Origin of the sequence: Colwellia sp. 6M3, from assembly GCF_014077595.1 — a bacterium.
Lineage (GTDB): Bacteria > Pseudomonadota > Gammaproteobacteria > Enterobacterales > Alteromonadaceae > Cognaticolwellia.
Genome location: NZ_JACGWF010000003.1, coordinates 1 through 20,745, shown reverse-complemented (window position 1 = coordinate 20,745; position 20,745 = coordinate 1). Strand labels below are relative to the sequence as shown.

Genomic DNA, 20,745 nt, shown 5'->3' with positions numbered 1-20,745 from the left:
GAACTAGCATGAATTAAGCGGTTCATCTTGGATGAATATACTTAGGTCTAGTTTAGAAAGTACTGTTGAGTAGTACTGCTGAGTAGTATTATTAAATAGTTACGTTCATTAAGTATGATTAACGAATGCAATTCAATGAGCTAAAATATAATACAAACAGTTTAACCTTCATAGAAGGGCAGTTTGTCATTTTGGTAAATAACTCAAGGTTTGCTCAACTAGCTATATTCAATAACTAATTGAGCAGGGTAGTTAGGCTAAACGTTAAATTGATTAACTACTTTTGATAGTGAATTTGATTGATCTGATAGATTAGCTAAACTCGTTTGCATCGTTGCAGATACATCGACCGTATCGTCAGTTAAGGCCCTAACATTTTCAATATTTTTGGACACCTCTTCGGCTACGTTTGCTTGTTGTTCTACAGCCTGAGCTATTTCAAAAGTTTGACTTTGGAACTTGCCAATGACCTCTGCAATATCTGCAAGTACCTGCTGTACTTGATGTGTTAGTTGTACGCTGTTTTCTGCTTCTAAACAGCTAGACTCCATAACATTTACCGCATTGACCGCAGTTGCTTGTAGTTCTTCAATAATGCGTTCTATATTGGTTGTAGAGTCTTGTGTTCTAGAGGCAAGGGTTCGAACTTCGTCGGCAACTACAGCAAAGCCTCTTCCTTGTTCTCCGGCTCTTGCGGCTTCAATTGCTGCATTCAAGGCGAGTAAGTTTGTTTGTTCAGCAATACTTCTGATCACTGTGACAAAATCCCCGATAGTCTGGGTGCCTGATTTTAATTGTTGCACTACTTGCGATGCGTTATCGACATTATTAGAAAGTTTTTGCATACCAAAGGTTGCCTGATTAACAACATCGGATCCTAAGGCAACTTTTTCTTCAGCGTTTATAACTAACTTTTTCGAATAATTTGTGTTGTTTGCAATATCGATACTGGTTTGAGCCAGTTCAGTTGCCGCTGTAGCTACCAAATCGATTTCGCGCTTTTGTGCCTCGACAATCGTGGTGGTTTCTCTGCCGATTATTTCAGCTGCCTCACTTGATGAAGAAACATCTTTAGTTATAGAAATAGTTTGCCTTACGAGCTGTTGGATTGAATCAACGAAGAGGTTGAACTCATCGACTAGTTGACCTATTTCATCACCTTTCAAAGGTGATATTCTTTGTGTTAAGTCACCATCGCCATCGGCAATGTCTTTCATGGCACTTTTAAGCCTGGTTATACGCTTTACAAAGGGTAAAACGGTTAACCACACTACGATAGCAATCATAATAATAATGGCGATAACTATCATGGCAGAAGACCAAAAAGCGGCTTCAACTGGCTGCGATATCAATTGCTCAGGGACTAAAAATCCGAGCTTCCAGTTCATTGAAGGGTAATCACTTTTCACTTGTTTAAAGATAACTTTGTAGCGAGTACCGCGCCAAGTTACTTGTGCAATACCATTTGCGTTATTAGCGAGGGTAGATTCTAGTTTTGAGAAACCTAAGGTATCTGTAAACTGAATATCAACAGTCGACATTGAGTCGCCAGGTTTAAAATCTTCATTAAAGCCAGGGAAGAAAACTAACTTGCCAGTATCGGTAATTAAGAAGGCTTCACCTTCGTTTTTATATTTTATTGGAGCGAGTAGGTCTTGGCCTATGGTGGTAATGAGAATATCCATACCACCGATACCTAATAACTTGCCATTAGGTAAATAATAAGGAGAAGTAATCGTAGCGGAGACTGAACCATCGTTATTGTCTACAGCAGGATCCGTAACGTGCATTTTTCCAACTTTTAATCCGTCTGACCACCATGGTCTGCGGTTTGTGAAGTACTTTTCATCATTGTATCTTCCATTTAAATCGAAATATTCATGAGTATTTTCATTACCAAAAAAAACACTCTTAATTGCGCTGTCTTGTTCTGAGAAGTACTTAAAGTACCGTGTAACATCTTGGTACTGTTTATTATCGGTAATATCGGAAAGTCGATCATCGTATGTTGTAAACCAGTCTACGACTAGTGGGTTGGCAAAAATGCTATGGTTTATTTGCCCTTTAGCAACGAAGAAGTCTTTTACTTTTGTAGATTGTAAAGTAACGATATTTTCAATATCAGCGATAAGTTGATTTCTTGTGTTATCGCTGATATTCGATAATAAAAAAAAGGATGTAATGACCAATAAAACAGTAACTGCGCTAGATATAGTAATCACTAATTGGCGCATAATAGAGCGGCTTAAAAAATTGAACATACTAATTAATACCTAATGATTTATTCTTATTATTAAGGGTGTAAAGTGCGATATTGTTGTAACACTAAACTGATTATTAATAGTATCGGTAAAGTTCAGAAAAACATAAGCACTGGCAGAAAACAATATCATGTGTTTTACATAATGGCTATACCATGATAATTGCTAGTTTATTAATTATTAGACAATAAAAAAGGATGCCGAAGCATCCTTTTTATGTAAGCGGTTAAGAAAAAATATTACTATTTCTTTTTAGCAGCCGCTTCACGTTCTTTAACTTCAGCAATTACTGCTTCAGATACGTTATTCGGACAAGGTGAGTAGTGAGAGAATTCCATAGAGAATTGACCACGACCTGATGTCATTGTACGTAAAGATCCGATGTAACCAAACATTTCTGAAAGTGGTACGTCAGCCTTAATACGAACACCAGAAACACCAGCGTCTTGACCACCAATCATGCCACGACGACGGTTTAAATCACCAATAACATCACCAACGTGATCATCAGGCGTAAACACATCTACTTTCATGATAGGTTCGATTAACTGAGCACCAGCTTTTGGAATTGACTGACGGAAAGCACCACGAGCAGCAAGTTCAAATGCTACAGCAGATGAATCGACAGCATGGAAACCACCATCGTATAATTCAACTTCAACGTCAAGTACAGGGAAACCAGCAAGAACACCAGTATCCATCATGCCTCTGAAGCCTTTCTCAATCGCTGGGAAGAATTCTTTTGGTACATTACCACCAACAACTTTTGATGAGAATGTAAAACCAGAATTTGGTTCACCTGGACGGATGATATAATCAATTTTACCAAATTGACCAGAACCACCAGATTGTTTCTTGTGCGTATAGCTATCATCAATTTCTTGAGTAATAGTTTCACGGTAAGCAACTTGTGGCTTACCAACAGCTAATTCAACACCGTAGGTACGTTTTAGAATATCTACTTTGATATCTAGGTGAAGTTCACCCATACCAGATAAAATTGTTTCACCTGAATCTATATCTGTTTCAACTTGGAATGTTGGATCTTCAGCAACCATTTTACCGATAGCAATACCCATTTTCTCAGTTGAACCTTTATCTTTAGGTGTTACAGAGATAGAGATTACTGGCTTAGGGAACACCATAGCTTCTAGGATGATTGGGTGCTTAGGATCACATAATGTGTGACCCGTCTGAACGTTACTTTTCATACCAACAATCGCGATGATATCACCAGCTTGTGCTGAAGTAAGTTCGTTACGGTCATCGGCTTGCATTTCACACATACGGCCAACTCGTTCAGTTTTACCTGTTGCAGCGTTAAGTATGGTATCGCCTTTCTTCAATGTACCTGAATAGATACGTACGAAAGTTAAGGTACCAAAACGGTCATCAGTGATTTTGAATGCTAACGCTTTGAATGTTTCATCTGCAGAAACGATTGCGTACTCACCATTTGGCGCACCTTCTTCATCAGTAAGTGGCTGTGGATCAACGTCTGTAGGAGACGGCAAGTAGTCAACAACAGCATCAAGCAATAATTGCATACCTTTGTTTTTGAATGCAGAACCACAGTACGTTGGGAAGAACATGATTTCACGAGTACCTTTACGGATACAGGCTTTAATTTGCTCATCAGTCGGTGTTAATTCACCTTCTAAGTAATCCATTAGTAAATCTTCGTCTGCTTCTAAAGCAGTTTCGATCATTTGCTCACGATACATTGCTGCGTCATCAACCATGTCCGCAGGGATATCTTCGATTGTGTAGTTTTCAGGAAGACCAGTTTCGTCCCAGATGTATGCTTTTTGTGTAAGTACGTCAACAACACCAACGAAATCATCTTCTTCACCGATAGGTAATGTCATAATAAGTGGGTGAGCACCTAGTACTTTTTTAACTTGATCTGTTACACGGTAAAAGTTAGCACCTAAACGGTCTAATTTGTTAACGAATATTAAACGAGATACTTTTGAGTCATTTGCATAACGCCAGTTAGTTTCTGATTGTGGTTCAACACCACCAGAGCCACAAAATACACCAATACCGCCATCCAATACTTTAAGTGAACGGTAAACTTCAACCGTGAAATCAACGTGACCAGGAGTATCGATTACGTTAAAACGGTGATCTTTCCAAAAACAGCTTACCGCAGCAGACTGTATGGTAATACCGCGCTCAGCTTCTTGTTCCATGAAGTCAGTCGTTGACTCGCCATCATGTACTTCACCTGTTTTATGGATCTGACCCGTAAGTTTTAAAATACGTTCAGTTGTTGTGGTTTTACCAGCATCAACGTGAGCGAAGATACCAATATTTCTGTATTTAGCTAAATCTGCCATTACGTTACTCTATTTATGAAAATGAATTGTTGAAAATTTGCGCGCGAGTATAACATTACTTAACTAAAATCGACATAAAAAATTATTGAAGTTTACTAGTTTTTGAAAACAGAAGGTAAAGTTACTATATAAAACCACTATTATATTGCTATTAAAAAAGGGAACAAAAGGTAAAAGCTATTTGTTCTGCTTATATATAGGTAATTAAATAAGTAATTTAATAATTAATTGGTATTAACAATTAATACAGGCACTCACCGCCTTATTTAAATAGCAAAGTTATTTGGTAGGTAAAGTTAGTAGATAAAAGTTGGGTTAACGCAAGTTAAGCATTGCACTATAAATATACAAGATCTATTAAGGAATAACGCAGGTCAAATTTAAAAGAATGAGCACTAAATTACATTAGGAGTATTTAAGAACCATAACTTTTTAATACTGTATTTAATGCATTTATTAAACAATAACAAATGTATTAAATAAACAGTTGAATTTATCATCAGGCTCTGTATAATTCGCCTCCACGTTGAGCTCGTCTCAATGTGTTTTTTAGCTCACTTATTAACTTTTTAATTTAATAAGTAGCACACAGCAACTCCGATAGGGAGTTGAATGGTAAATATAGCGATACTCCCCCCTTTTATATAAAAAGGTGATGGGCAGTATTTTGTTGTTCTTTAAAATGGGGATTTGTCTTAATGTCAAATCAAAGAATTCGCATTCGTTTGAAAGCGTTCGATCATCGTTTGATTGATCAATCAACAGCTGAAATCGTTGATACTGCTAAACGTACTGGCGCTCAGGTTCGTGGTCCAATTCCACTTCCTACACGCAAAGAACGTTTCACTATCTTGACTTCACCACACGTTAACAAAGATGCACGTGATCAGTACGAAATTCGTACTCACAAACGCATGATTGATATCGTAGAACCAACTGAGAAGACTGTAGACGCATTAATGCGTTTAGATCTTGCAGCTGGTGTTGACGTTCAAATCAGCTTGGGTTAATAGGAGTTTTAACATGACTATAGGTCTAGTTGGACGTAAAGTGGGTATGACTCGCATCTTCTCTGAAGATGGCGTATCTACTCCTGTAACCGTCCTAGAAGTTGAAGCGAACCGTGTTGCTCAGGTTAAAACTGTTGACAACGATGGTTATTCAGCGCTTCAAGTTACTACGGGAAGCAAAAAAGCTAACCGTGTTAACAAACCAACAGCTGGTCATTTTGCAAAAGCTGGTATCGAAGCAGGTCGTGGCCTGTGGGAATTCCGCTTAAATGCAAATGAAGGCGAAGGTCTTGTAACTGGCAGTGAAATCACTGTTGAGTTATTTAACGACACGAAATTAGTAGATGTAACTGGCACCTCAAAAGGTAAAGGTTTCCAAGGTGGTATTAAGCGTTGGAATTTTTCAATGCAAGATGCAACTCATGGTAACTCACTATCTCACCGTTCAAACGGTTCGATAGGTATGTGTCAAACACCAGGTCGTGTTTTCAAAGGCAAAAAAATGTCTGGTCACATGGGTGCTGCGAAAGTAACTACGCAAAACCTTGAATTGGTTCGTGTTGATGCAGAACGTAACTTGCTCCTTATTAAAGGTGCGGTTCCGGGTGCAATCAACGGTAGCGTAATCATCAAACCAGCTGTTAAAGCCTAGTCCAGGAGATTTGTGATGGAATTAGCATTAAAAGACGCTTCAGGCGCTCTTGAAGTTTCTGAAACAACTTTTGGACTTGAGTTTAATGAAGCTCTTGTACACCAAGTAGTAGTTGCTTACGCAGCTGGTGCTCGTGCTGGTACTCGTGCTCAAAAGACTCGTTCAGAAGTTAGTGGCGGTGGCGCAAAACCATGGCGTCAAAAAGGTACTGGCCGTGCACGTGCTGGTACTAGTCGTGGTCCAATCTGGCGTACAGGTGGCGTAACATTCGCTGCTAAGCCACAGGATCACAGCCAGAAAGTTAACCGTAAAATGTACCGTGGTGCGATTAAAAGCATCCTTTCTGAGTTAGTTCGTCAAGAACGCTTAGTTGTGGTAGAAAATTTTGCAGTTGAAACACCAAAAACTAAAGAATTAGTAGCTAAACTAAACGCTTTGGAGTTAAAAGACGTATTAATCGTTACTCCAGAAGTTGATGAGAACTTGTTCTTATCTGCACGCAACTTATATAAAGTTGACGTTCGTGATGTAGACGGTATTGACCCAGTTAGTTTAGTTGGTTTCGAAAAAGTTTTGATGACTGCATCTGCAGTTAAGCAACTTGAGGAGATGTTAGGATGATAAACGAAGAACGTTTACTGAAAGTGCTTTTAGCACCAAACATTTCTGAGAAAAGCACAATGGCCGCTGAAGCAAACAACACTGTTGTTTTCAAAGTTGTTACTACTGCTACTAAAGCTGAAATCAAAGCTGCTGTTGAGAAACTTTTCGAAGTTTCAGTTGATGGTGTTCGCACATTAAATGTTAAAGGTAAAGTTAAACGTACTGGTGCTCGTACTGGTCGCAGAAGCGATTGGAAAAAAGCATACGTTACACTTGCTGAAGGCAGCGACATCGACTTCGTCGGCGCGGAATCATAGGAGTTTACGAAAATGGCTATAGTTAAATGTAAACCTACTTCTCCGGGTCGTCGCCACGTTGTTAAAGTGGTAAACACGGAGTTGCATAAAGGTAAGCCTTACGCACCATTATTAGACACTAAGTCTAAGTCTGGTGGTCGTAACAATAATGGTCGTATTACTGTTCGTCACATTGGTGGTGGACATAAGCAACATTACCGTATTGTCGACTTTAAGCGTAATAAAGATGGTATCCCTGCAAAAGTAGAGCGTTTGGAATATGATCCAAACCGTAGTGCTAACATTGCACTAGTACTTTACGCAGATGGTGAACGTCGTTACATCTTAGCCCCTAAAGGCTTAAAAGCTGGAGATTCAATCCAGTCTGGTGTAGATGCTCCTATTAAAGCGGGTAACACTTTACCACTACGCAACACACCATTAGGTAGTGTTGTTCACGCAATCGAACTTAAACCAGGTAAAGGTGCACAAATTGCACGTGCTGCTGGTACTTATGCTCAGTTAGTAGCGAAAGACGGTGCTTATGTCACTTTACGTCTTCGTTCTGGCGAAATGCGTAAAATTGAGTCAGATTGTCGTGCTACTTTAGGTGAAATCGGCAACGCTGAACACATGCTTCGCTCTCTGGGTAAAGCTGGTGCTTCACGCTGGCGTGGTGTTCGCCCAACTGTTCGTGGTGTTGCCATGAACCCAGTTGATCACCCACACGGTGGTGGTGAAGGTAAAACATCAGGCGGTCGTCATCCGGTATCACCTTGGGGTGTACCAACTAAGGGTTACAAGACTCGTTCTAACAAGCGTACCGATAAATTTATCGTACGTCGTCGTACTAAATAATAGTACTTATAAATAAAGAGGAATCACCATGCCACGTTCTCTCAAGAAAGGTCCATTTATAGACCTACACTTGTTGACGAAGGTAGAGACAGCGGTGGAAAGCGGGAATAAAAAGCCAATTAAGACTTGGTCCCGTCGTTCAATGATCATCCCTACGATGATCGGATTGACCATTGCCGTCCATAATGGCCGTCAACACGTACCTGTATTTGTAACTGATGAAATGATCGGTCATAAATTAGGTGAATTTGCACCAACTCGTACTTACCGTGGCCATGTCGCGGATAAGAAAGCGAAGAGATAGGGGAAATAAGATGGAAGCTATTGCTACACATAAATTTGCCCGTGGCTCTGCACAAAAAGCACGTTTAGTTGTGGATCAAATCCGCGGCTTGCATGTTGAAAAAGCACTTGAAATCTTAACATTTAGCAATAAATCTGCTGCTGTTTTGGTTAAAAAAGTACTTGATTCAGCTATTGCTAATGCAGAACACAATGAAGGTGCAGACATTGATGAGCTTATCGTTAAAACTATTATGGTTGACGATGGCCCAACAATGAAACGTATTAAGCCTCGTGCGAAAGGTCGCGCGGATAGAATCCTTAAGCGTACAAGTCACATCACTGTGATTGTATCTGATAACTAGGAGATATTAGAATGGGTCAAAAAGTCCATCCAAATGGTATTCGCTTAGGTATCACGAAACCTTTCGCGTCTACTTGGTTTGCAAGTAACAAAGATTTCGCAGCTAATTTACACGGTGACCATTTGGTTCGTGAATATTTAACTGAAAAGCTTAAGCGTGCTTCATTATCAAAAATTGTAATTGAACGTCCAGCTAAATCTATCCGCGTTACTATTCACACGGCTCGTCCGGGTGTTGTAATCGGTAAGAAAGGCGAAGATGTTGAGAAATTACGTTTAGCAGTTTCTAAAATTGCTGGTGTTCCTGCTCAAATCAACATAGCTGAAGTACGTAAGCCAGAAATGGATTCGCAGCTTGTTGCAGACAGTATTGCTAGTCAATTAGAACGTCGCGTAATGTTCCGTCGTGCGATGAAACGTGCTGTACAAAATGCTATGCGTTTAGGCGCAAAAGGCATTAAAGTACAAGTAAGTGGTCGTTTAGGCGGTGCAGATATTGCACGTGCTGAATGGTATCGTGAAGGTCGTGTTCCATTACACACTTTACGTGCTGACATTGATTACTCAATTGCCCGCGCTGATACCACTTATGGTGTTATCGGTATCAAAGTTTGGATCTTTAAAGGTGAAGTAATTGGCAACATGCCATTACAAGCTGAGCAACCAGCAGCTAAGCCTAAAAGAAAACCTAACCGTAAGACCAGTAAGTAGAGGAATAAGTAATGTTACAACCAAAACGTACTAAATTCCGTAAGCAATTTAAACTGCGTAACCGTGGTCTTGCACACACTGGTAGCTCAGTTAGCTTCGGTACTTTCGGGTTAAAATCAATGGAACGTGGTCGTATGACTGCGCGTCAAATTGAAGCGGCTCGTCGAGCAATGACTCGTCACGTGAAGCGTCAAGGTAAAATCTGGATCCGTGTGTTCCCTGATAAGCCAATTACCAAAAAACCTCTTGAGGTTCGTATGGGTAAAGGTAAAGGTTCAGTGGAATATTGGGTATGCCAAATTCTACCTGGTCGTGTTCTTTATGAAATGGAAGGTGTTTCGGAAGAGTTAGCGCGTGAAGCATTTGCTTTAGCCGCAGCTAAACTTCCTTTCAAAACAACTTTCGTAACTAGAACGGTGATGTAATGAAAGCAAGCGAATTGAAAGAAAAAAGCATTGAAGAGCTAAACGCTGAATTGCTTGAATTGCTACGCGAACAGTTTAACTATCGCATGCAAGCAAGCACTGGCCAATTAGCACAAACTCATTTGCTAAGAACTGTACGCCGTAATATCGCGCGTGTTAAGACTATCATAACTGAGAAGGCTGGTAAGTAATGAGCGAAGCAAAAATTCGTACACTACAAGGTCGTGTCGTCAGTGACAAAATGGATAAGTCTATCACTGTCCTGATCGAACGACGTGTTAAACACCCAATGTACGGTAAGTACATGACGCGTTCAACTAAGTTGAAAGCGCATGATGAAACTAACCAATGTGCAGCTGGTGATTTAGTATCTATTCGTGAATGTGCTCCAATTTCTAAGTCAAAAGCTTGGACATTGGTAAGCGTATTAGAAAAAGCTTAATCGCTTGATCTAATTCACAATTAGAACTTATAAAAAGGCTCTGCTTCGGCAGGGCCTTTTTTATTTGTACAAAACTAAAATATTATTTGATTAGAAATAAGGCAGTTCTGCCTGTAAATATTTAACGAGGTAACGTTGATGAGAATAAAGTTTATTCCAACAACAACAGTATTAGCCTTGTTTGTATCGCGGTTGGATAGCAAAGTGGTTATTTTTTAGCTAAATAATGTATCACTTTTAAATAACTGGTGTTATAATCTCGCGCCCGCTCGTTGTGAGTGGGATTTAGAAGGCAGTGACGGGTCAAATTTCTGGCCTTGAATTTAATCTTTTATAAGATAATTTAGCGGAGACATATTAAATGATCCAAATGCAATCACAATTGAACGTAGCTGATAACAGCGGCGCTCGACGTGTACAATGTATAAAGGTTCTTGGTGGTTCGCACCGTCGCTACGCACGCATTGGTGACATCATTAAAATTGCAGTGAAGGAATCAAATCCTCGCGGCAAAGTTAAAAAAGGTGATGTTCTTACTGCAGTAGTGGTGCGCACTAAGAAAGGTGTTCGTCGTTCAGATGGTTCAACCATCCGTTTTGACGAAAATGCGGCTGTAATGTTAAATGCTAACTTACAACCAATTGGTACTCGTATTTTCGGTCCTGTGACTCGTGAACTTCGTAATGAAAAATTCATGAAAATTGTTTCACTTGCACCAGAAGTACTATAAGGAGTCACGATAATGGCATCTAAGATTCGTCGTGATGATGAAGTAATCGTACTTGCAGGAAAAGACAAGGGCAAAACTGGTAAAGTGACCAAAGTTCTTGTTGAAGAAAGCAAAGTATTTGTTGAAGGTATCAACTTAATCAAGAAACACACTAAGCCTGTACCTCAGTTACAGCAGCCTGGTGGGATTGTTGAAAAAGAAGCACCTTTAAATGTATCCAACGTTGCGATTGTTAACCCAGCTACTGGCAAAGCAGATCGTGTTGGTTTTAGAGATGAAGACGGCAAAAAAGCTCGTTTTTTCAAATCTAATAACGAATTAATTTAATTGGAGTAAACGATGGCGAAACTGCATGATTTTTACAAAGATACAATTGTAAGCGAACTTCAGAAGAAGTTTGAGTACAAAAGTGTCATGCAAGTCCCTCGGATTGAAAAGATCACCCTTAACATGGGTGTTGGCGAAGCGATTGCTGATAAAAAAGTATTAGAGCACGCCACAAATGATCTTACTGCAATCTCAGGTCAAAAACCTGTCACGACAGTAGCACGCAAATCAGTTGCGGGCTTTAAAATTCGTGAAGGCTACCCTATTGGCACAAAAGTAACTCTACGTGGCGAACGTATGTGGGAATTTTTAGAGCGTTTAATCTCTATTTCTATTCCTCGTATCCGTGATTTCCGTGGCTTGAATCCTAAGTCATTCGATGGTCGTGGTAACTACAGCATGGGCGTACGTGAGCAAATCATTTTCCCTGAAATCGAATACGATAAAATCGATAAGATTCGCGGAATGGATATCACTATCACTACAAGTGCGAAGAATAACGAAGAAGGTCATGCATTATTGACTGCCTTCAACTTCCCATTTAAGAAGAAGGTGTAGAGTTATGGCTAAAACGTCAATGAAAGCTCGTGAAGCTAAAAGAACCAAGTTAGTTGCACAATATGCTGAAAAGCGTAGTGCACTAAAAGCTATCATCTCTGGTGTTGATTCTTCTGAAGAAGAACGCTGGGATGCAGTATTGAAACTTCAAAGTTTACCTCGTGATTCGAGCAGTAGTCGTCAACGTAACCGTTGTAACATTACTGGCCGTCCACATGGTTTCTTACGTAAATTCGGTTTAAGCCGTATTAAATTACGTGAAACTATGATGCGCGGTGAAGTTCCAGGTCTTAAGAAAGCTAGTTGGTAATTCACGGGAGTAAATGGTTATGATGACTGATCCTATCGCGGACATGTTTACACGCATCCGCAACGGTCAATCTGCAGCAAAGACTGCAGTTACAATGCCATCTTCTAAGGTAAAAGTTGCACTTGCCAACTTGCTTAAAGAAGAAGGTTACATTTCAGATTTTTCAGTTACTGGCGAAGCAAAGCCTGAGTTAACTGTAGAATTGAAATATTTTGAAGGTAAAGAAGTAATTGAAGTGATCAAACGTGTTTCACGTCCAGGTCTTCGCGTATACAAAGGTGCTCAAGAGCTTCCTAAAGTATTAGCAGGCATGGGTATCGCTATTATTTCTACTTCTAAAGGTCTAATGACTGATCGCGCCGCTCGCAATGCGGGTCTTGGCGGTGAAGTTCTTGGTTTCGTAGAGTAAAGGAGCAGAATATGTCTCGTGTCGCAAAAGCACATGTCGCAATCCCTGCAGGCGTTACTATTACGTTATCAGGTCAAGACATTAAAGTTAAAGGTCCAATGGGTGAATTATCTCACACGATCCATGGTGCTGTTGTTGTTTCTCAAGAAGAAAACAACATTATCACTAATATCGTTGCTGATGTTAAAGGCGCTTGGGCTCAAGCCGGTACAGTACGCTCTTTAATCAATAATATGGTTGAAGGTGTAAGTAAAGGTTTTGAAAAGAAATTATTGTTAAACGGTGTTGGTTACCGTGCTAAAGCTGCAGGTAAGAACTTAAACTTATCTTTAGGCTTTTCACATCCGGTTGACCACGCAATTCCTGATGGAATTACTGTTGAAACTCCTAGCCAAACTGAAATCATACTGAAAGGTGCTGATAAACAGTTGGTCGGTCAAACTGCAGCGAACATTCGCGCATACCGTAAACCTGAGCCTTATAAAGGTAAAGGGATTCGTTATAGCGATGAGAATGTACGTCGTAAAGAAGCTAAGAAGAAGTAGGGTAATACTATGGATAAGAAAACATCTCGTTTGCGCAGAGCTAAACGCTCTCGTGCAAAAATTAGCGAGTTGGGTGCGAATCGTTTAGTTGTATTCCGTACTCCTCGTCATATTTACGCGCAATTGATTGCACCAACAGGTTCTGAAGTAATCGCGTCAGCGTCTACTTTAGACAAAGAAGTTAGTGCTCAGTTAGAAAAAACAGGTAACGTTGAAGCAGCTACGGCTGTAGGTAAGGCAATTGCAGAACGTGCAGTAGCTAAAGGCATCACTAGTGTTGCTTTTGACCGTTCAGGTTTCCGTTACCATGGTCGCGTGAAAGCGTTAGCAGATGCAGCTCGCGAAGCTGGTCTTCAGTTTTAGGGGTTGATAATGGCTAATCATAATCAAGAAAACTCACAACAAAGTGATATGGCTGAAAAGCTAATCGCAGTTAACCGCGTTTCAAAAGTGGTTAAAGGTGGTCGTATTTTCAGTTTCACAGCACTAACCGTAGTTGGTGATGGCGCTGGTCGCGTTGGTTTTGGTTACGGTAAAGCACGTGAAGTGCCTGCTGCAATCCAAAAAGCAATGGAAAAAGCACGTCGTAACTTAGTAACCGTTGATTTGAAGGGTACTACTCTTCAGCATGTCGTTATCGGCAAGCACTCTGGTTCAAAAGTTTACATGCAACCAGCTTCTGAAGGTACAGGTATAATCGCCGGTGGCGCTATGCGTGCAGTACTTGAAGTTGCAGGCGTACAGAACGTATTGTCTAAGGCATACGGTTCTACTAACCCAATAAACGTAGTTCGCGCTACTGTTTCTGCTCTTGCGAATATGCATTCGCCTGAAGCTGTTGCAGCAAAACGTGGCAAAAGCGTTTCAGATATTCTGGGGTAATTGAGCATGGCTAAAACAGTTAGAATAACTCAGTTAAAAAGTTCTATCGGTCGTTTACCGAAGCATAGAGCTACATTAAAGGGTCTTGGTTTACGTCGTATCCGTCATACAGTAGAGTTAGAAGATACTCCATCTGTACGCGGTATGATTAATCAAGTATCTTATATGATTAAGGTGGAGGATTAATAATGCATTTAAATACTTTATCTCCTGCACCAGGTGCTAAGAAAGCCAAGAAACGCTGTGGGCGTGGTATTGGTTCTGGCATAGGTAAAACAGGCGGTCGTGGTCACAAAGGTCAGAAATCTCGTTCTGGCGGTAGTGTACGTCCTGGTTTCGAAGGTGGTCAAATGCCATTGAAACAACGTTTACCTAAGTTTGGTTTCACGTCACGTAAATCTTTGGTTCGCGCTGAAGTACGTTTACATGAACTAAACAACATCACAGGTGATGTTGTCGATATCTTTGCCCTTAAAGATGCTAACTTAATCACACGTAATATTGTTGCAGTGAAAATCATGCTTTCTGGTGAAATCACTCGTCCAATTACTGTACGTGGTTTAGGTGTTACTAAAGGCGCTCGTGCAGCTATTGAAGCTGCAGGCGGAAAAATCGAGGAATAGTACAGGTTATGGCTACACCAGGAATTGATAATAAAGCAAAAGGCGGATTGTCTGAGCTTAAACAAAGATTGTGGTTTGTATTCGGTGCACTTATCGTGCTTCGTTTGGGAACATTTGTGCCAATCCCTGGTATTGACGCCGCTGTATTAGCTCAGTTGTTCGAACAACAAAAGGGCACCATTGTAGAAATGTTTAACATGTTCTCCGGTGGTGCACTTGAGCGAGCCTCTGTATTGGCACTAGGTATTATGCCGTACATCTCAGCTTCTATCATTATGCAATTGCTTACGGTTATGCACCCGGCAATGGCAGAATTGAAAAAAGAAGGTGAAGCTGGACGACGTAAGATCAGTCAATACACCCGCTACGGCACTTTAGTTCTAGCGACTGTACAATCAATTGCAATAGCAAGAAGTTTACCGGGGATGATGCCAGGTCTAGTAATGGACGCAGGTTTCGGATTCTACTTTGCTGCGGTAGTAAGTTTGGTTACTGGTACCATGTTTTTAATGTGGTTAGGTGAGCAAATTACGGAACGCGGTATTGGTAACGGTATATCTATCTTGATATTCGCAGGTATAGTTGCTGGTATGCCGTCAGCTGTTGGTCAAACAGCAGAGGCGGCGCGTCAAGGTGAATTGCACTTATTGGTATTATTGCTAATTGGCGTAATTATATTTGCTACGACTTTCTTTGTAGTATTTGTGGAACGTGGTCAACGACGTATCGTTGTTAACTACGCTAAACGTCAGCAAGGCCGTAAGGTTTTCGCTGCCCAAAGCACGCATTTACCACTTAAAGTCAATATGGCAGGTGTTATTCCACCAATTTTCGCCTCAAGTATTATCTTGTTTCCAGGCACGCTTGCGAGCTGGTTTGGTCAAGGTGAAGGTATGGTTGCTGATTTCCTACAAGAAGTATCAATTGCTATTTCTCCAGGACAGCCGCTATATGTAATGTTACTTGCAGCAGCGATAATATTCTTCTGTTTCTTTTACACGGCTCTTGTATTCAATCCGCGTGAAACAGCAGATAACCTGAAAAAATCCGGTGCGTTTATTCCTGGGATCCGTCCTGGTGAGCAAACGTCAAAATATATAGATAAAGTAATGACTCGTTTAACCTTAGCTGGTGCGATGTATATAACCTTTATCTGTTTGGTACCTCAGTTTATTATTATGGCATGGGACGTTAATTTTTACTTTGGCGGCACATCACTACTTATTATTGTAGTTGTAATAATGGACTTTATGGCACAAGTACAAACGCATTTGATGTCTCATCAATATGACAATGTACTTAAGAAAGCAAACCTTAAGGGCTACGGTCGTTAGACTGGGCCTTTAGGCAACGGAGTATATAAAATGAAAGTACGTGCATCCGTAAAAAAGATTTGTCGTAATTGTAAAGTTGTTAAACGTGCTGGTGTAATTCGTGTAATCTGCGAAGAGCCAAAGCACAAGCAACGTCAAGGCTAAATCTTTAAGCAGTAGCATTATGCAGATAAGTCTGTATAATGCCGCTTCGATTTGCAAAGAAATGCGGCTGGTTGAGTATCCTAACGGGCTTTTCAACTGGCAAATTTTAAATTAAAAATAGGAGATGTGTTTAGTGGCCCGTATCGCTGGCATTAACATCCCTGATCGTAAGCATGCAGTAATCGCCATTACTGCGATCTTCGGTATCGGAGCAACACGTGCGAAAGCAATTTGTGTTGCAACTGGTATTGCAGAGTCAACTAAGATCAGTGAATTGGACGAAGCTCAAATTGATTTGCTTCGTGCAGAAGTGGATAAATACACCGTAGAAGGTGATTTACGCCGTGAAGTTTCAATGAACATTAAACGTCTTATGGATTTAGGTTGTTACCGTGGTATTCGCCACCGTCGCAGTCTTCCTCTACGTGGTCAACGCACTAAAACTAATGCGCGCACCCGTAAAGGTCCTCGTAAGCCAATTAAGAAGTAAGAGGAACTAGACAATGGCTAAAACACCTGTACGTACGCGTAAACGCGTAAAAAAACAAGTTGCTGACGGCATGGCTCATATCCATGCATCTTTCAACAACACAATCGTAACTCTTACTGATCGTCAAGGTAACGCCTTATCATGGGCGACTGCTGGTGGTTCAGGTTTCCGTGGTTCACGTAAATCTACTCCATTTGCTGCGCAAGTAGCTGCAGATCGTGCTGGTAAAGCAGCACAAGAGTTTGGCTTGAAGAATATTGAAGTGTTCGTTAAAGGTCCGGGTCCAGGTCGTGAATCTGCTATCCGTGCTTTAAATGCTGCTGGTTTTAAAATCACCAACATTACTGACGTTACACCTATTCCTCATAATGGTTGTCGTCCTCCTAAGAAACGTCGCGTTTAATCGTACTTTTTTTAGGATAGTTGGAGAAAGAAAATGGCTAGATATTTAGGTCCTAAGTTAAAGCTTAGTCGCCGCGAAGGTACAGATTTGTTCCTTAAAAGCGGTGTTAGAGCAATTGACACTAAATGTAAAATCGAAACAATACCAGGTCAACATGGCGCCCGTCGCGGTCGTTTATCTGACTACGGTATTCAACTTCGTGAAAAACAAAAAGTTCGTCGTATATATGGCGTACTAGAAAAACAATTCCGCAACTACTATAAAGAAGCGGCTCGTCTAAAAGGCAATACAGGTGAAAACTTGTTGCAACTTTTAGAGAAACGTCTTGATAACGTAGTATACCGTATGGGCTATGCAAGCACTCGTGCTGAAGCTCGTCAACTAGTTAGCCACAAAGCTATCGTAGTTAACGGTGTTGTTGTTAATATTCCATCTTTCACTGTTAAAGCCGAAGATGTAGTTTCTGTACGTGAAAAGTCTAAAACTCAAGCGCGTATCATCGCAGCTTTAGAATTAGCTGAGCAACGTGAGAAGCCAGTTTGGGTTGAAGTAGATAACAAGAAACTTGAAGGTGTTTTCAAACGCGTTCCTGATCGTTCTGACTTGTCTGCCGAAATTAATGAACAGTTGATTGTTGAACTTTACTCTAAGTAAAGTTGCACTTTAAGAGAGGACATAATGCAGGGTTCTGTAACCGAATTCCTTAGACCACGATTGGTAGATATTGAAACTATTAGTGCTACTCGTGCTAAAGTAACTTTAGAGCCATTAGAGCGTGGTTTTGGTCACACTTTAGGTAATGCGTTACGCCGCATTCTTTTATCTTCAATGCCGGGTTGTGCTGTAACTGAAGTTGAAATTGACGGTGTACTTCATGAGTACAGCAGTAAAGAAGGTGTGCAAGAAGACATCATCGAAATACTGTTAAACCTTAAGGGACTAGCGATAAGTTTAGAAGGCAAAAATGAAGCTGTTCTTACCTTAACTAAGTCCGGTGAAGGCCCTGTAACGGCTGCCGATATCCAACATGATGGTGATGTAGAAATTGCAAACCCAACTCATGTAATCTGTCATTTGACAGGTGATGGTTCTATCAGTATGCGTATAAAGGTTGAAATGGGACGTGGTTATGTTCCTGCTTCAGCTCGACGCGACGCCGAGGAAGAAGATCGTGCAATTGGACGTTTGTTAGTTGATGCTTCATTCAGTCCAGTTGTAAGAATTGCCTATGATGTTGATTCTGCACGTGTTGAACAGCGTACAGATTTGGACAAACTGGTCTTAGACATGGAAACTAACGGTACGTTAGATCCTGAAGAAGCAATTCGTCGCGCTTCAACAATTTTAGCTGAACAGCTAGATGCGTTTGTAGAGCTTCGTGATGTAACTGAAGTTGAACCAAAAGAGGAAAAACCACTGTTTGATCCTATTTTGCTTCGTCCTGTTGATGACCTTGAACTTACTGTTCGTTCAGCAAACTGCCTAAAAGCAGAAGCAATTCAATATATTGGCGATTTAGTACAGCGTGCTGAAGTTGAGCTTCTTAAAACACCTAATTTAGGTAAGAAGTCTTTAACTGAAATCAAAGACGTTTTGGCGTCTCGTGGTTTGTCTCTAGGTATGCGCCTAGAAAACTGGCCACCTGAAAGCATAGCTGATAACGACTAAGTCGATCATCGTTTTTTTAATAGTTGAGAGAAGGATTAACTTATGCGCCATCGTAAAAGCGGTCGCCAGTTAAACCGTAATAGCAGTCATCGTAAAGCGATGTTCCGCAATATGGCAAGCTCTTTAGTAAAGCACGGTTTGATCAAAACTACCGTTGCTAAAGCTAAAGAACTACGTATGGTAGTAGAGCCATTGATTACATTGGCTAAAACCGACAGTGTTGCAAATCGCCGTTTAGCGTTTGCTCGTACACAAGATAAAGAAGTAGTAGGTATTTTATTCAACGAACTTGGTGCACGTTACCAAGAACGTCCAGGTGGTTACACTCGCATTTTAAAATGTGGTTTCCGTACTGGTGATAAAGCTCCTATGGCTTACGTTGAACTTGTTGACCGCCCAGCAGCTGAAGAAGCCGCTGAAGTAGTTGAAGAAGTTAACGCAGAAGCATAATTTAGTACTTGTACTAAATTTATTCTGAAAGAATTAAAAGCGGAGCTTAGGCTCCGCTTTTTTGTTGTGCAAAATATAGTTTTTGAAATTAGAACATCAGGTTAAAGCTTGACCCGTCTATAAATACCTCGTATAACAATTGTCCATCTATTATAAGGTTGAAGTACTATGTCGTCACGTAATCCAATTATTGCTGTTACCGGTTCATCGGGAGCAGGCACTTCGACGACAACAGAATCGTTCGAGCATATATTTCGATCGCTCGGCATTACATCAGCCACTGTTGAAGGAGATAGCTTTCATCGTTATTCTCGTCAAGAGATGGATATGGAAAAACGTAAAGCCAAAGAGCAGCAACTTAAAATTAGTTATTTTGGTGATGCAGCTAATGACTTTGATGCACTTGAAAAGCTATTTAAAGACTACTCAGAAACAGGCAAAGGGAAAATGCGTCGTTATTTGCATACCTTTGATGAAGCTGTTCCATATAATCAAATGCCAGGAACATTCACACCTTGGGAAGATCTAGGTGATGGGACTGATCTCTTATTTTATGAAGGCTTACATGGTGGAGTTGTTACTGAAAAGAATGACGTTGCTAAACATGTTGATTTACTCATAGGCATGGTACCTATTGTAAACTTAGAGTGGATTCAGAAAATTATTAGGGATACAAACAAGCGTGGACATAGTCGCGAAGCTGTAACACAGAGCATTGTCAGGAGTATGGAAGATTACATTTCTTTTATAACACCTCAGTTTTCACGTACACACATAAATTTTCAGCGCGTACCAACTGTGGATACATCAAACCCCTTTAGTGCTAAAGCAATACCAACATTAGACGAAAGCTTTGTTGTTATTCGTTGCAGAGAAGCCAGTCAGCTAGATTTTCCATATTACCTGAGTATGATAGATGGATCTTTCATGTCTAGGATTAATACCTTGGTTGTGCCAGGTGGGAAGATGGGTTTAGCTATGGAGCTTTTACTGACGCCCTTAATTAAAGACTTAATGCTTAAAAAGAATGAAGCAAATAAGCAACTTGACTGGATGAGTGATCTATAAAATTTTTTATGAATATATAAACTGTTAGTGCAGATGACATTCTTAGCACTAACAGCAGTATATTTTTAGCTTGCTAAATATTATTTATCTCAAAATCATGCGTTATATTCACTGATTTATTCAGCATTAAAGCGACAGAACAATATTTATCAGCCGATAAGCTTACTGCCCGTTCCACATGTTTCTCACTCACATCGTTCCCTTCAATTACAAAGCGTAAATGTATATCAGAAAATAACTTTGGTACTGTATCCACTCGAGTAGCTGAAATTAGGACATTACAACTTTTGATATTTTGTCGTGCCTTTTGTAAAATGCTAACGACATCCACAGAAGAACAGCCCCCTAATGAAATCAAAACACTCTCTAATGGACTTGGGGCCAAAGCACCAGCATTCGCATCTAATACAATTGTATGGCCGCTCTCTGAGGTGCCTACAAACATTTCTTCACCAATCCATTTTACTTGTGCTTTCATTGAGATTATTCCTGAGTAATATTAGTGCTGAATATTAGCGATATATTGTAATTTAAGCTAGTGATCACATTAAGTATATT

General features: G+C 40.4%; 32 protein-coding genes. 29 read left to right on the top strand and 3 right to left on the bottom strand.

All coding sequences use genetic code 11. From position 1 onward, the window contains the following. Positions 1–257: 257 nt before the first annotated feature. On the bottom strand, positions 258–2,261 hold the full coding sequence (locus H4J50_RS01165; RefSeq protein WP_182253920.1) for a methyl-accepting chemotaxis protein: 2,004 nt from the start codon (positions 2,259–2,261) through the stop codon (positions 258–260). A gap of 242 nt (positions 2,262–2,503) precedes the next feature. Then, a complete protein-coding gene (gene fusA / locus H4J50_RS01160) occupies positions 2,504–4,603 on the bottom strand; it encodes an elongation factor G (protein WP_182253918.1) in 2,100 nt (699 codons plus the stop codon). A gap of 698 nt (positions 4,604–5,301) precedes the next feature. Between fusA and rpsJ the strand changes: the two genes are divergently transcribed. The 29 genes from rpsJ to H4J50_RS01015 all read left to right on the top strand — a co-directional run bounded on the left by rpsJ (position 5,302) and on the right by H4J50_RS01015 (position 20,187). Beyond that, a complete protein-coding gene (gene rpsJ, locus H4J50_RS01155) occupies positions 5,302–5,613 on the top strand; it encodes a 30S ribosomal protein S10 (protein ID WP_070375080.1) in 312 nt (103 codons plus the stop codon). Positions 5,614–5,626: 13 nt separating this feature from the next. After that, positions 5,627–6,265 carry a 50S ribosomal protein L3 gene (gene rplC, locus H4J50_RS01150; RefSeq protein ID WP_081151037.1) on the top strand — a complete coding sequence of 213 codons (639 nt, stop codon included), beginning with the start codon at positions 5,627–5,629 and terminating at the stop codon, positions 6,263–6,265. Positions 6,266–6,280: 15 nt separating this feature from the next. Further along, positions 6,281–6,886, top strand: a complete 606-nt coding sequence (gene rplD, locus H4J50_RS01145) for a 50S ribosomal protein L4 (RefSeq protein WP_081151039.1) — start codon at positions 6,281–6,283, stop codon at positions 6,884–6,886. Beyond that, positions 6,883–7,185: a 50S ribosomal protein L23 gene (rplW, locus tag H4J50_RS01140; RefSeq protein ID WP_108457343.1), complete on the top strand. Its 303-nt coding sequence runs from the start codon at positions 6,883–6,885 to the stop codon at positions 7,183–7,185. Before rplD ends, rplW begins: the two co-directional genes overlap by 4 nt. 12 nt (positions 7,186–7,197) lie before the next feature. Then, positions 7,198–8,022 carry a 50S ribosomal protein L2 gene (gene rplB, locus H4J50_RS01135; RefSeq protein WP_081151042.1) on the top strand — a complete coding sequence of 275 codons (825 nt, stop codon included), beginning with the start codon at positions 7,198–7,200 and terminating at the stop codon, positions 8,020–8,022. A gap of 28 nt (positions 8,023–8,050) precedes the next feature. Further along, complete coding sequence (rpsS, locus tag H4J50_RS01130; RefSeq protein ID WP_081151044.1) at positions 8,051–8,326, top strand: 30S ribosomal protein S19; 276 nt, start codon at positions 8,051–8,053, stop codon at positions 8,324–8,326. A 10-nt stretch (positions 8,327–8,336) separates the two neighbouring features. Then, the gene (rplV, locus tag H4J50_RS01125; RefSeq protein ID WP_081151045.1) at positions 8,337–8,669 is read left to right on the top strand and encodes a 50S ribosomal protein L22; all 333 of its coding nucleotides are present in this window, start codon (positions 8,337–8,339) and stop codon (positions 8,667–8,669) included. A gap of 11 nt (positions 8,670–8,680) precedes the next feature. After that, entirely contained in the window at positions 8,681–9,379 is a 699-nt protein-coding gene (gene rpsC, locus H4J50_RS01120; protein WP_081151047.1) for a 30S ribosomal protein S3, read from the top strand. 11 nt (positions 9,380–9,390) lie between these two features. Continuing rightward, on the top strand, positions 9,391–9,804 hold the full coding sequence (gene rplP, locus H4J50_RS01115; RefSeq protein WP_085301057.1) for a 50S ribosomal protein L16: 414 nt from the start codon (positions 9,391–9,393) through the stop codon (positions 9,802–9,804). After that, complete coding sequence (gene rpmC, locus H4J50_RS01110) at positions 9,804–9,995, top strand: 50S ribosomal protein L29 (RefSeq protein ID WP_077287489.1); 192 nt, start codon at positions 9,804–9,806, stop codon at positions 9,993–9,995. Before rplP ends, rpmC begins: the two co-directional genes overlap by 1 nt. Then, complete coding sequence (gene rpsQ, locus H4J50_RS01105) at positions 9,995–10,246, top strand: 30S ribosomal protein S17 (RefSeq protein WP_108457342.1); 252 nt, start codon at positions 9,995–9,997, stop codon at positions 10,244–10,246. Before rpmC ends, rpsQ begins: the two co-directional genes overlap by 1 nt. Before the next feature lie 361 nt (positions 10,247–10,607). After that, complete coding sequence (rplN, locus tag H4J50_RS01100; protein ID WP_070375069.1) at positions 10,608–10,976, top strand: 50S ribosomal protein L14; 369 nt, start codon at positions 10,608–10,610, stop codon at positions 10,974–10,976. Between the two features lie 12 nt (positions 10,977–10,988). Further along, a complete protein-coding gene (gene rplX, locus H4J50_RS01095) occupies positions 10,989–11,303 on the top strand; it encodes a 50S ribosomal protein L24 (RefSeq protein WP_108457341.1) in 315 nt (104 codons plus the stop codon). A 12-nt stretch (positions 11,304–11,315) separates the two neighbouring features. Next, positions 11,316–11,861: a 50S ribosomal protein L5 gene (gene rplE, locus H4J50_RS01090; RefSeq protein ID WP_085301061.1), complete on the top strand. Its 546-nt coding sequence runs from the start codon at positions 11,316–11,318 to the stop codon at positions 11,859–11,861. A gap of 4 nt (positions 11,862–11,865) precedes the next feature. Continuing rightward, complete coding sequence (rpsN, locus tag H4J50_RS01085) at positions 11,866–12,171, top strand: 30S ribosomal protein S14 (RefSeq protein WP_081151052.1); 306 nt, start codon at positions 11,866–11,868, stop codon at positions 12,169–12,171. A 19-nt stretch (positions 12,172–12,190) separates the two neighbouring features. After that, the gene (gene rpsH, locus H4J50_RS01080) at positions 12,191–12,580 is read left to right on the top strand and encodes a 30S ribosomal protein S8 (protein WP_108457903.1); all 390 of its coding nucleotides are present in this window, start codon (positions 12,191–12,193) and stop codon (positions 12,578–12,580) included. An 11-nt stretch (positions 12,581–12,591) separates the two neighbouring features. Next, on the top strand, positions 12,592–13,125 hold the full coding sequence (gene rplF, locus H4J50_RS01075; RefSeq protein ID WP_108457340.1) for a 50S ribosomal protein L6: 534 nt from the start codon (positions 12,592–12,594) through the stop codon (positions 13,123–13,125). Between the two features lie 9 nt (positions 13,126–13,134). Then, positions 13,135–13,488 (top strand): 50S ribosomal protein L18, encoded by a 354-nt coding sequence (rplR, locus tag H4J50_RS01070; RefSeq protein WP_108457339.1) that lies wholly within the window; start codon positions 13,135–13,137, stop codon positions 13,486–13,488. A 9-nt stretch (positions 13,489–13,497) separates the two neighbouring features. Continuing rightward, the gene (rpsE, locus tag H4J50_RS01065) at positions 13,498–14,007 is read left to right on the top strand and encodes a 30S ribosomal protein S5 (RefSeq protein WP_081151056.1); all 510 of its coding nucleotides are present in this window, start codon (positions 13,498–13,500) and stop codon (positions 14,005–14,007) included. A gap of 6 nt (positions 14,008–14,013) precedes the next feature. After that, complete coding sequence (gene rpmD / locus H4J50_RS01060) at positions 14,014–14,193, top strand: 50S ribosomal protein L30 (protein WP_077287469.1); 180 nt, start codon at positions 14,014–14,016, stop codon at positions 14,191–14,193. Between the two features lie 2 nt (positions 14,194–14,195). After that, the gene (gene rplO / locus H4J50_RS01055; RefSeq protein WP_085331336.1) at positions 14,196–14,630 is read left to right on the top strand and encodes a 50S ribosomal protein L15; all 435 of its coding nucleotides are present in this window, start codon (positions 14,196–14,198) and stop codon (positions 14,628–14,630) included. A gap of 8 nt (positions 14,631–14,638) precedes the next feature. Then, the gene (gene secY / locus H4J50_RS01050; RefSeq protein WP_081179730.1) at positions 14,639–15,964 is read left to right on the top strand and encodes a preprotein translocase subunit SecY; all 1,326 of its coding nucleotides are present in this window, start codon (positions 14,639–14,641) and stop codon (positions 15,962–15,964) included. A 30-nt stretch (positions 15,965–15,994) separates the two neighbouring features. Further along, complete coding sequence (gene rpmJ, locus H4J50_RS01045; RefSeq protein ID WP_085301067.1) at positions 15,995–16,108, top strand: 50S ribosomal protein L36; 114 nt, start codon at positions 15,995–15,997, stop codon at positions 16,106–16,108. Positions 16,109–16,241: 133 nt separating this feature from the next. Continuing rightward, on the top strand, positions 16,242–16,598 hold the full coding sequence (gene rpsM / locus H4J50_RS01040; RefSeq protein ID WP_081151060.1) for a 30S ribosomal protein S13: 357 nt from the start codon (positions 16,242–16,244) through the stop codon (positions 16,596–16,598). A gap of 13 nt (positions 16,599–16,611) precedes the next feature. Continuing rightward, complete coding sequence (rpsK, locus tag H4J50_RS01035) at positions 16,612–17,001, top strand: 30S ribosomal protein S11 (RefSeq protein ID WP_076420861.1); 390 nt, start codon at positions 16,612–16,614, stop codon at positions 16,999–17,001. A 33-nt stretch (positions 17,002–17,034) separates the two neighbouring features. Continuing rightward, the gene (gene rpsD, locus H4J50_RS01030) at positions 17,035–17,655 is read left to right on the top strand and encodes a 30S ribosomal protein S4 (RefSeq protein WP_077287458.1); all 621 of its coding nucleotides are present in this window, start codon (positions 17,035–17,037) and stop codon (positions 17,653–17,655) included. Positions 17,656–17,679: 24 nt separating this feature from the next. Beyond that, complete coding sequence (locus H4J50_RS01025; RefSeq protein ID WP_081151061.1) at positions 17,680–18,669, top strand: DNA-directed RNA polymerase subunit alpha; 990 nt, start codon at positions 17,680–17,682, stop codon at positions 18,667–18,669. Positions 18,670–18,711: 42 nt separating this feature from the next. Next, positions 18,712–19,119: a 50S ribosomal protein L17 gene (rplQ, locus tag H4J50_RS01020; RefSeq protein ID WP_108457338.1), complete on the top strand. Its 408-nt coding sequence runs from the start codon at positions 18,712–18,714 to the stop codon at positions 19,117–19,119. A gap of 168 nt (positions 19,120–19,287) precedes the next feature. Beyond that, positions 19,288–20,187, top strand: coding sequence for a phosphoribulokinase (locus H4J50_RS01015; protein WP_108457337.1), 900 nt, complete (start codon positions 19,288–19,290; stop codon positions 20,185–20,187). Between the two features lie 73 nt (positions 20,188–20,260). On the opposite strand, the gene H4J50_RS01010 is transcribed toward H4J50_RS01015, so the two are convergent. After that, positions 20,261–20,665: an OsmC family protein gene (locus H4J50_RS01010; RefSeq protein ID WP_182253914.1), complete on the bottom strand. Its 405-nt coding sequence runs from the start codon at positions 20,663–20,665 to the stop codon at positions 20,261–20,263. Positions 20,666–20,745 lie beyond the last annotated feature (80 nt).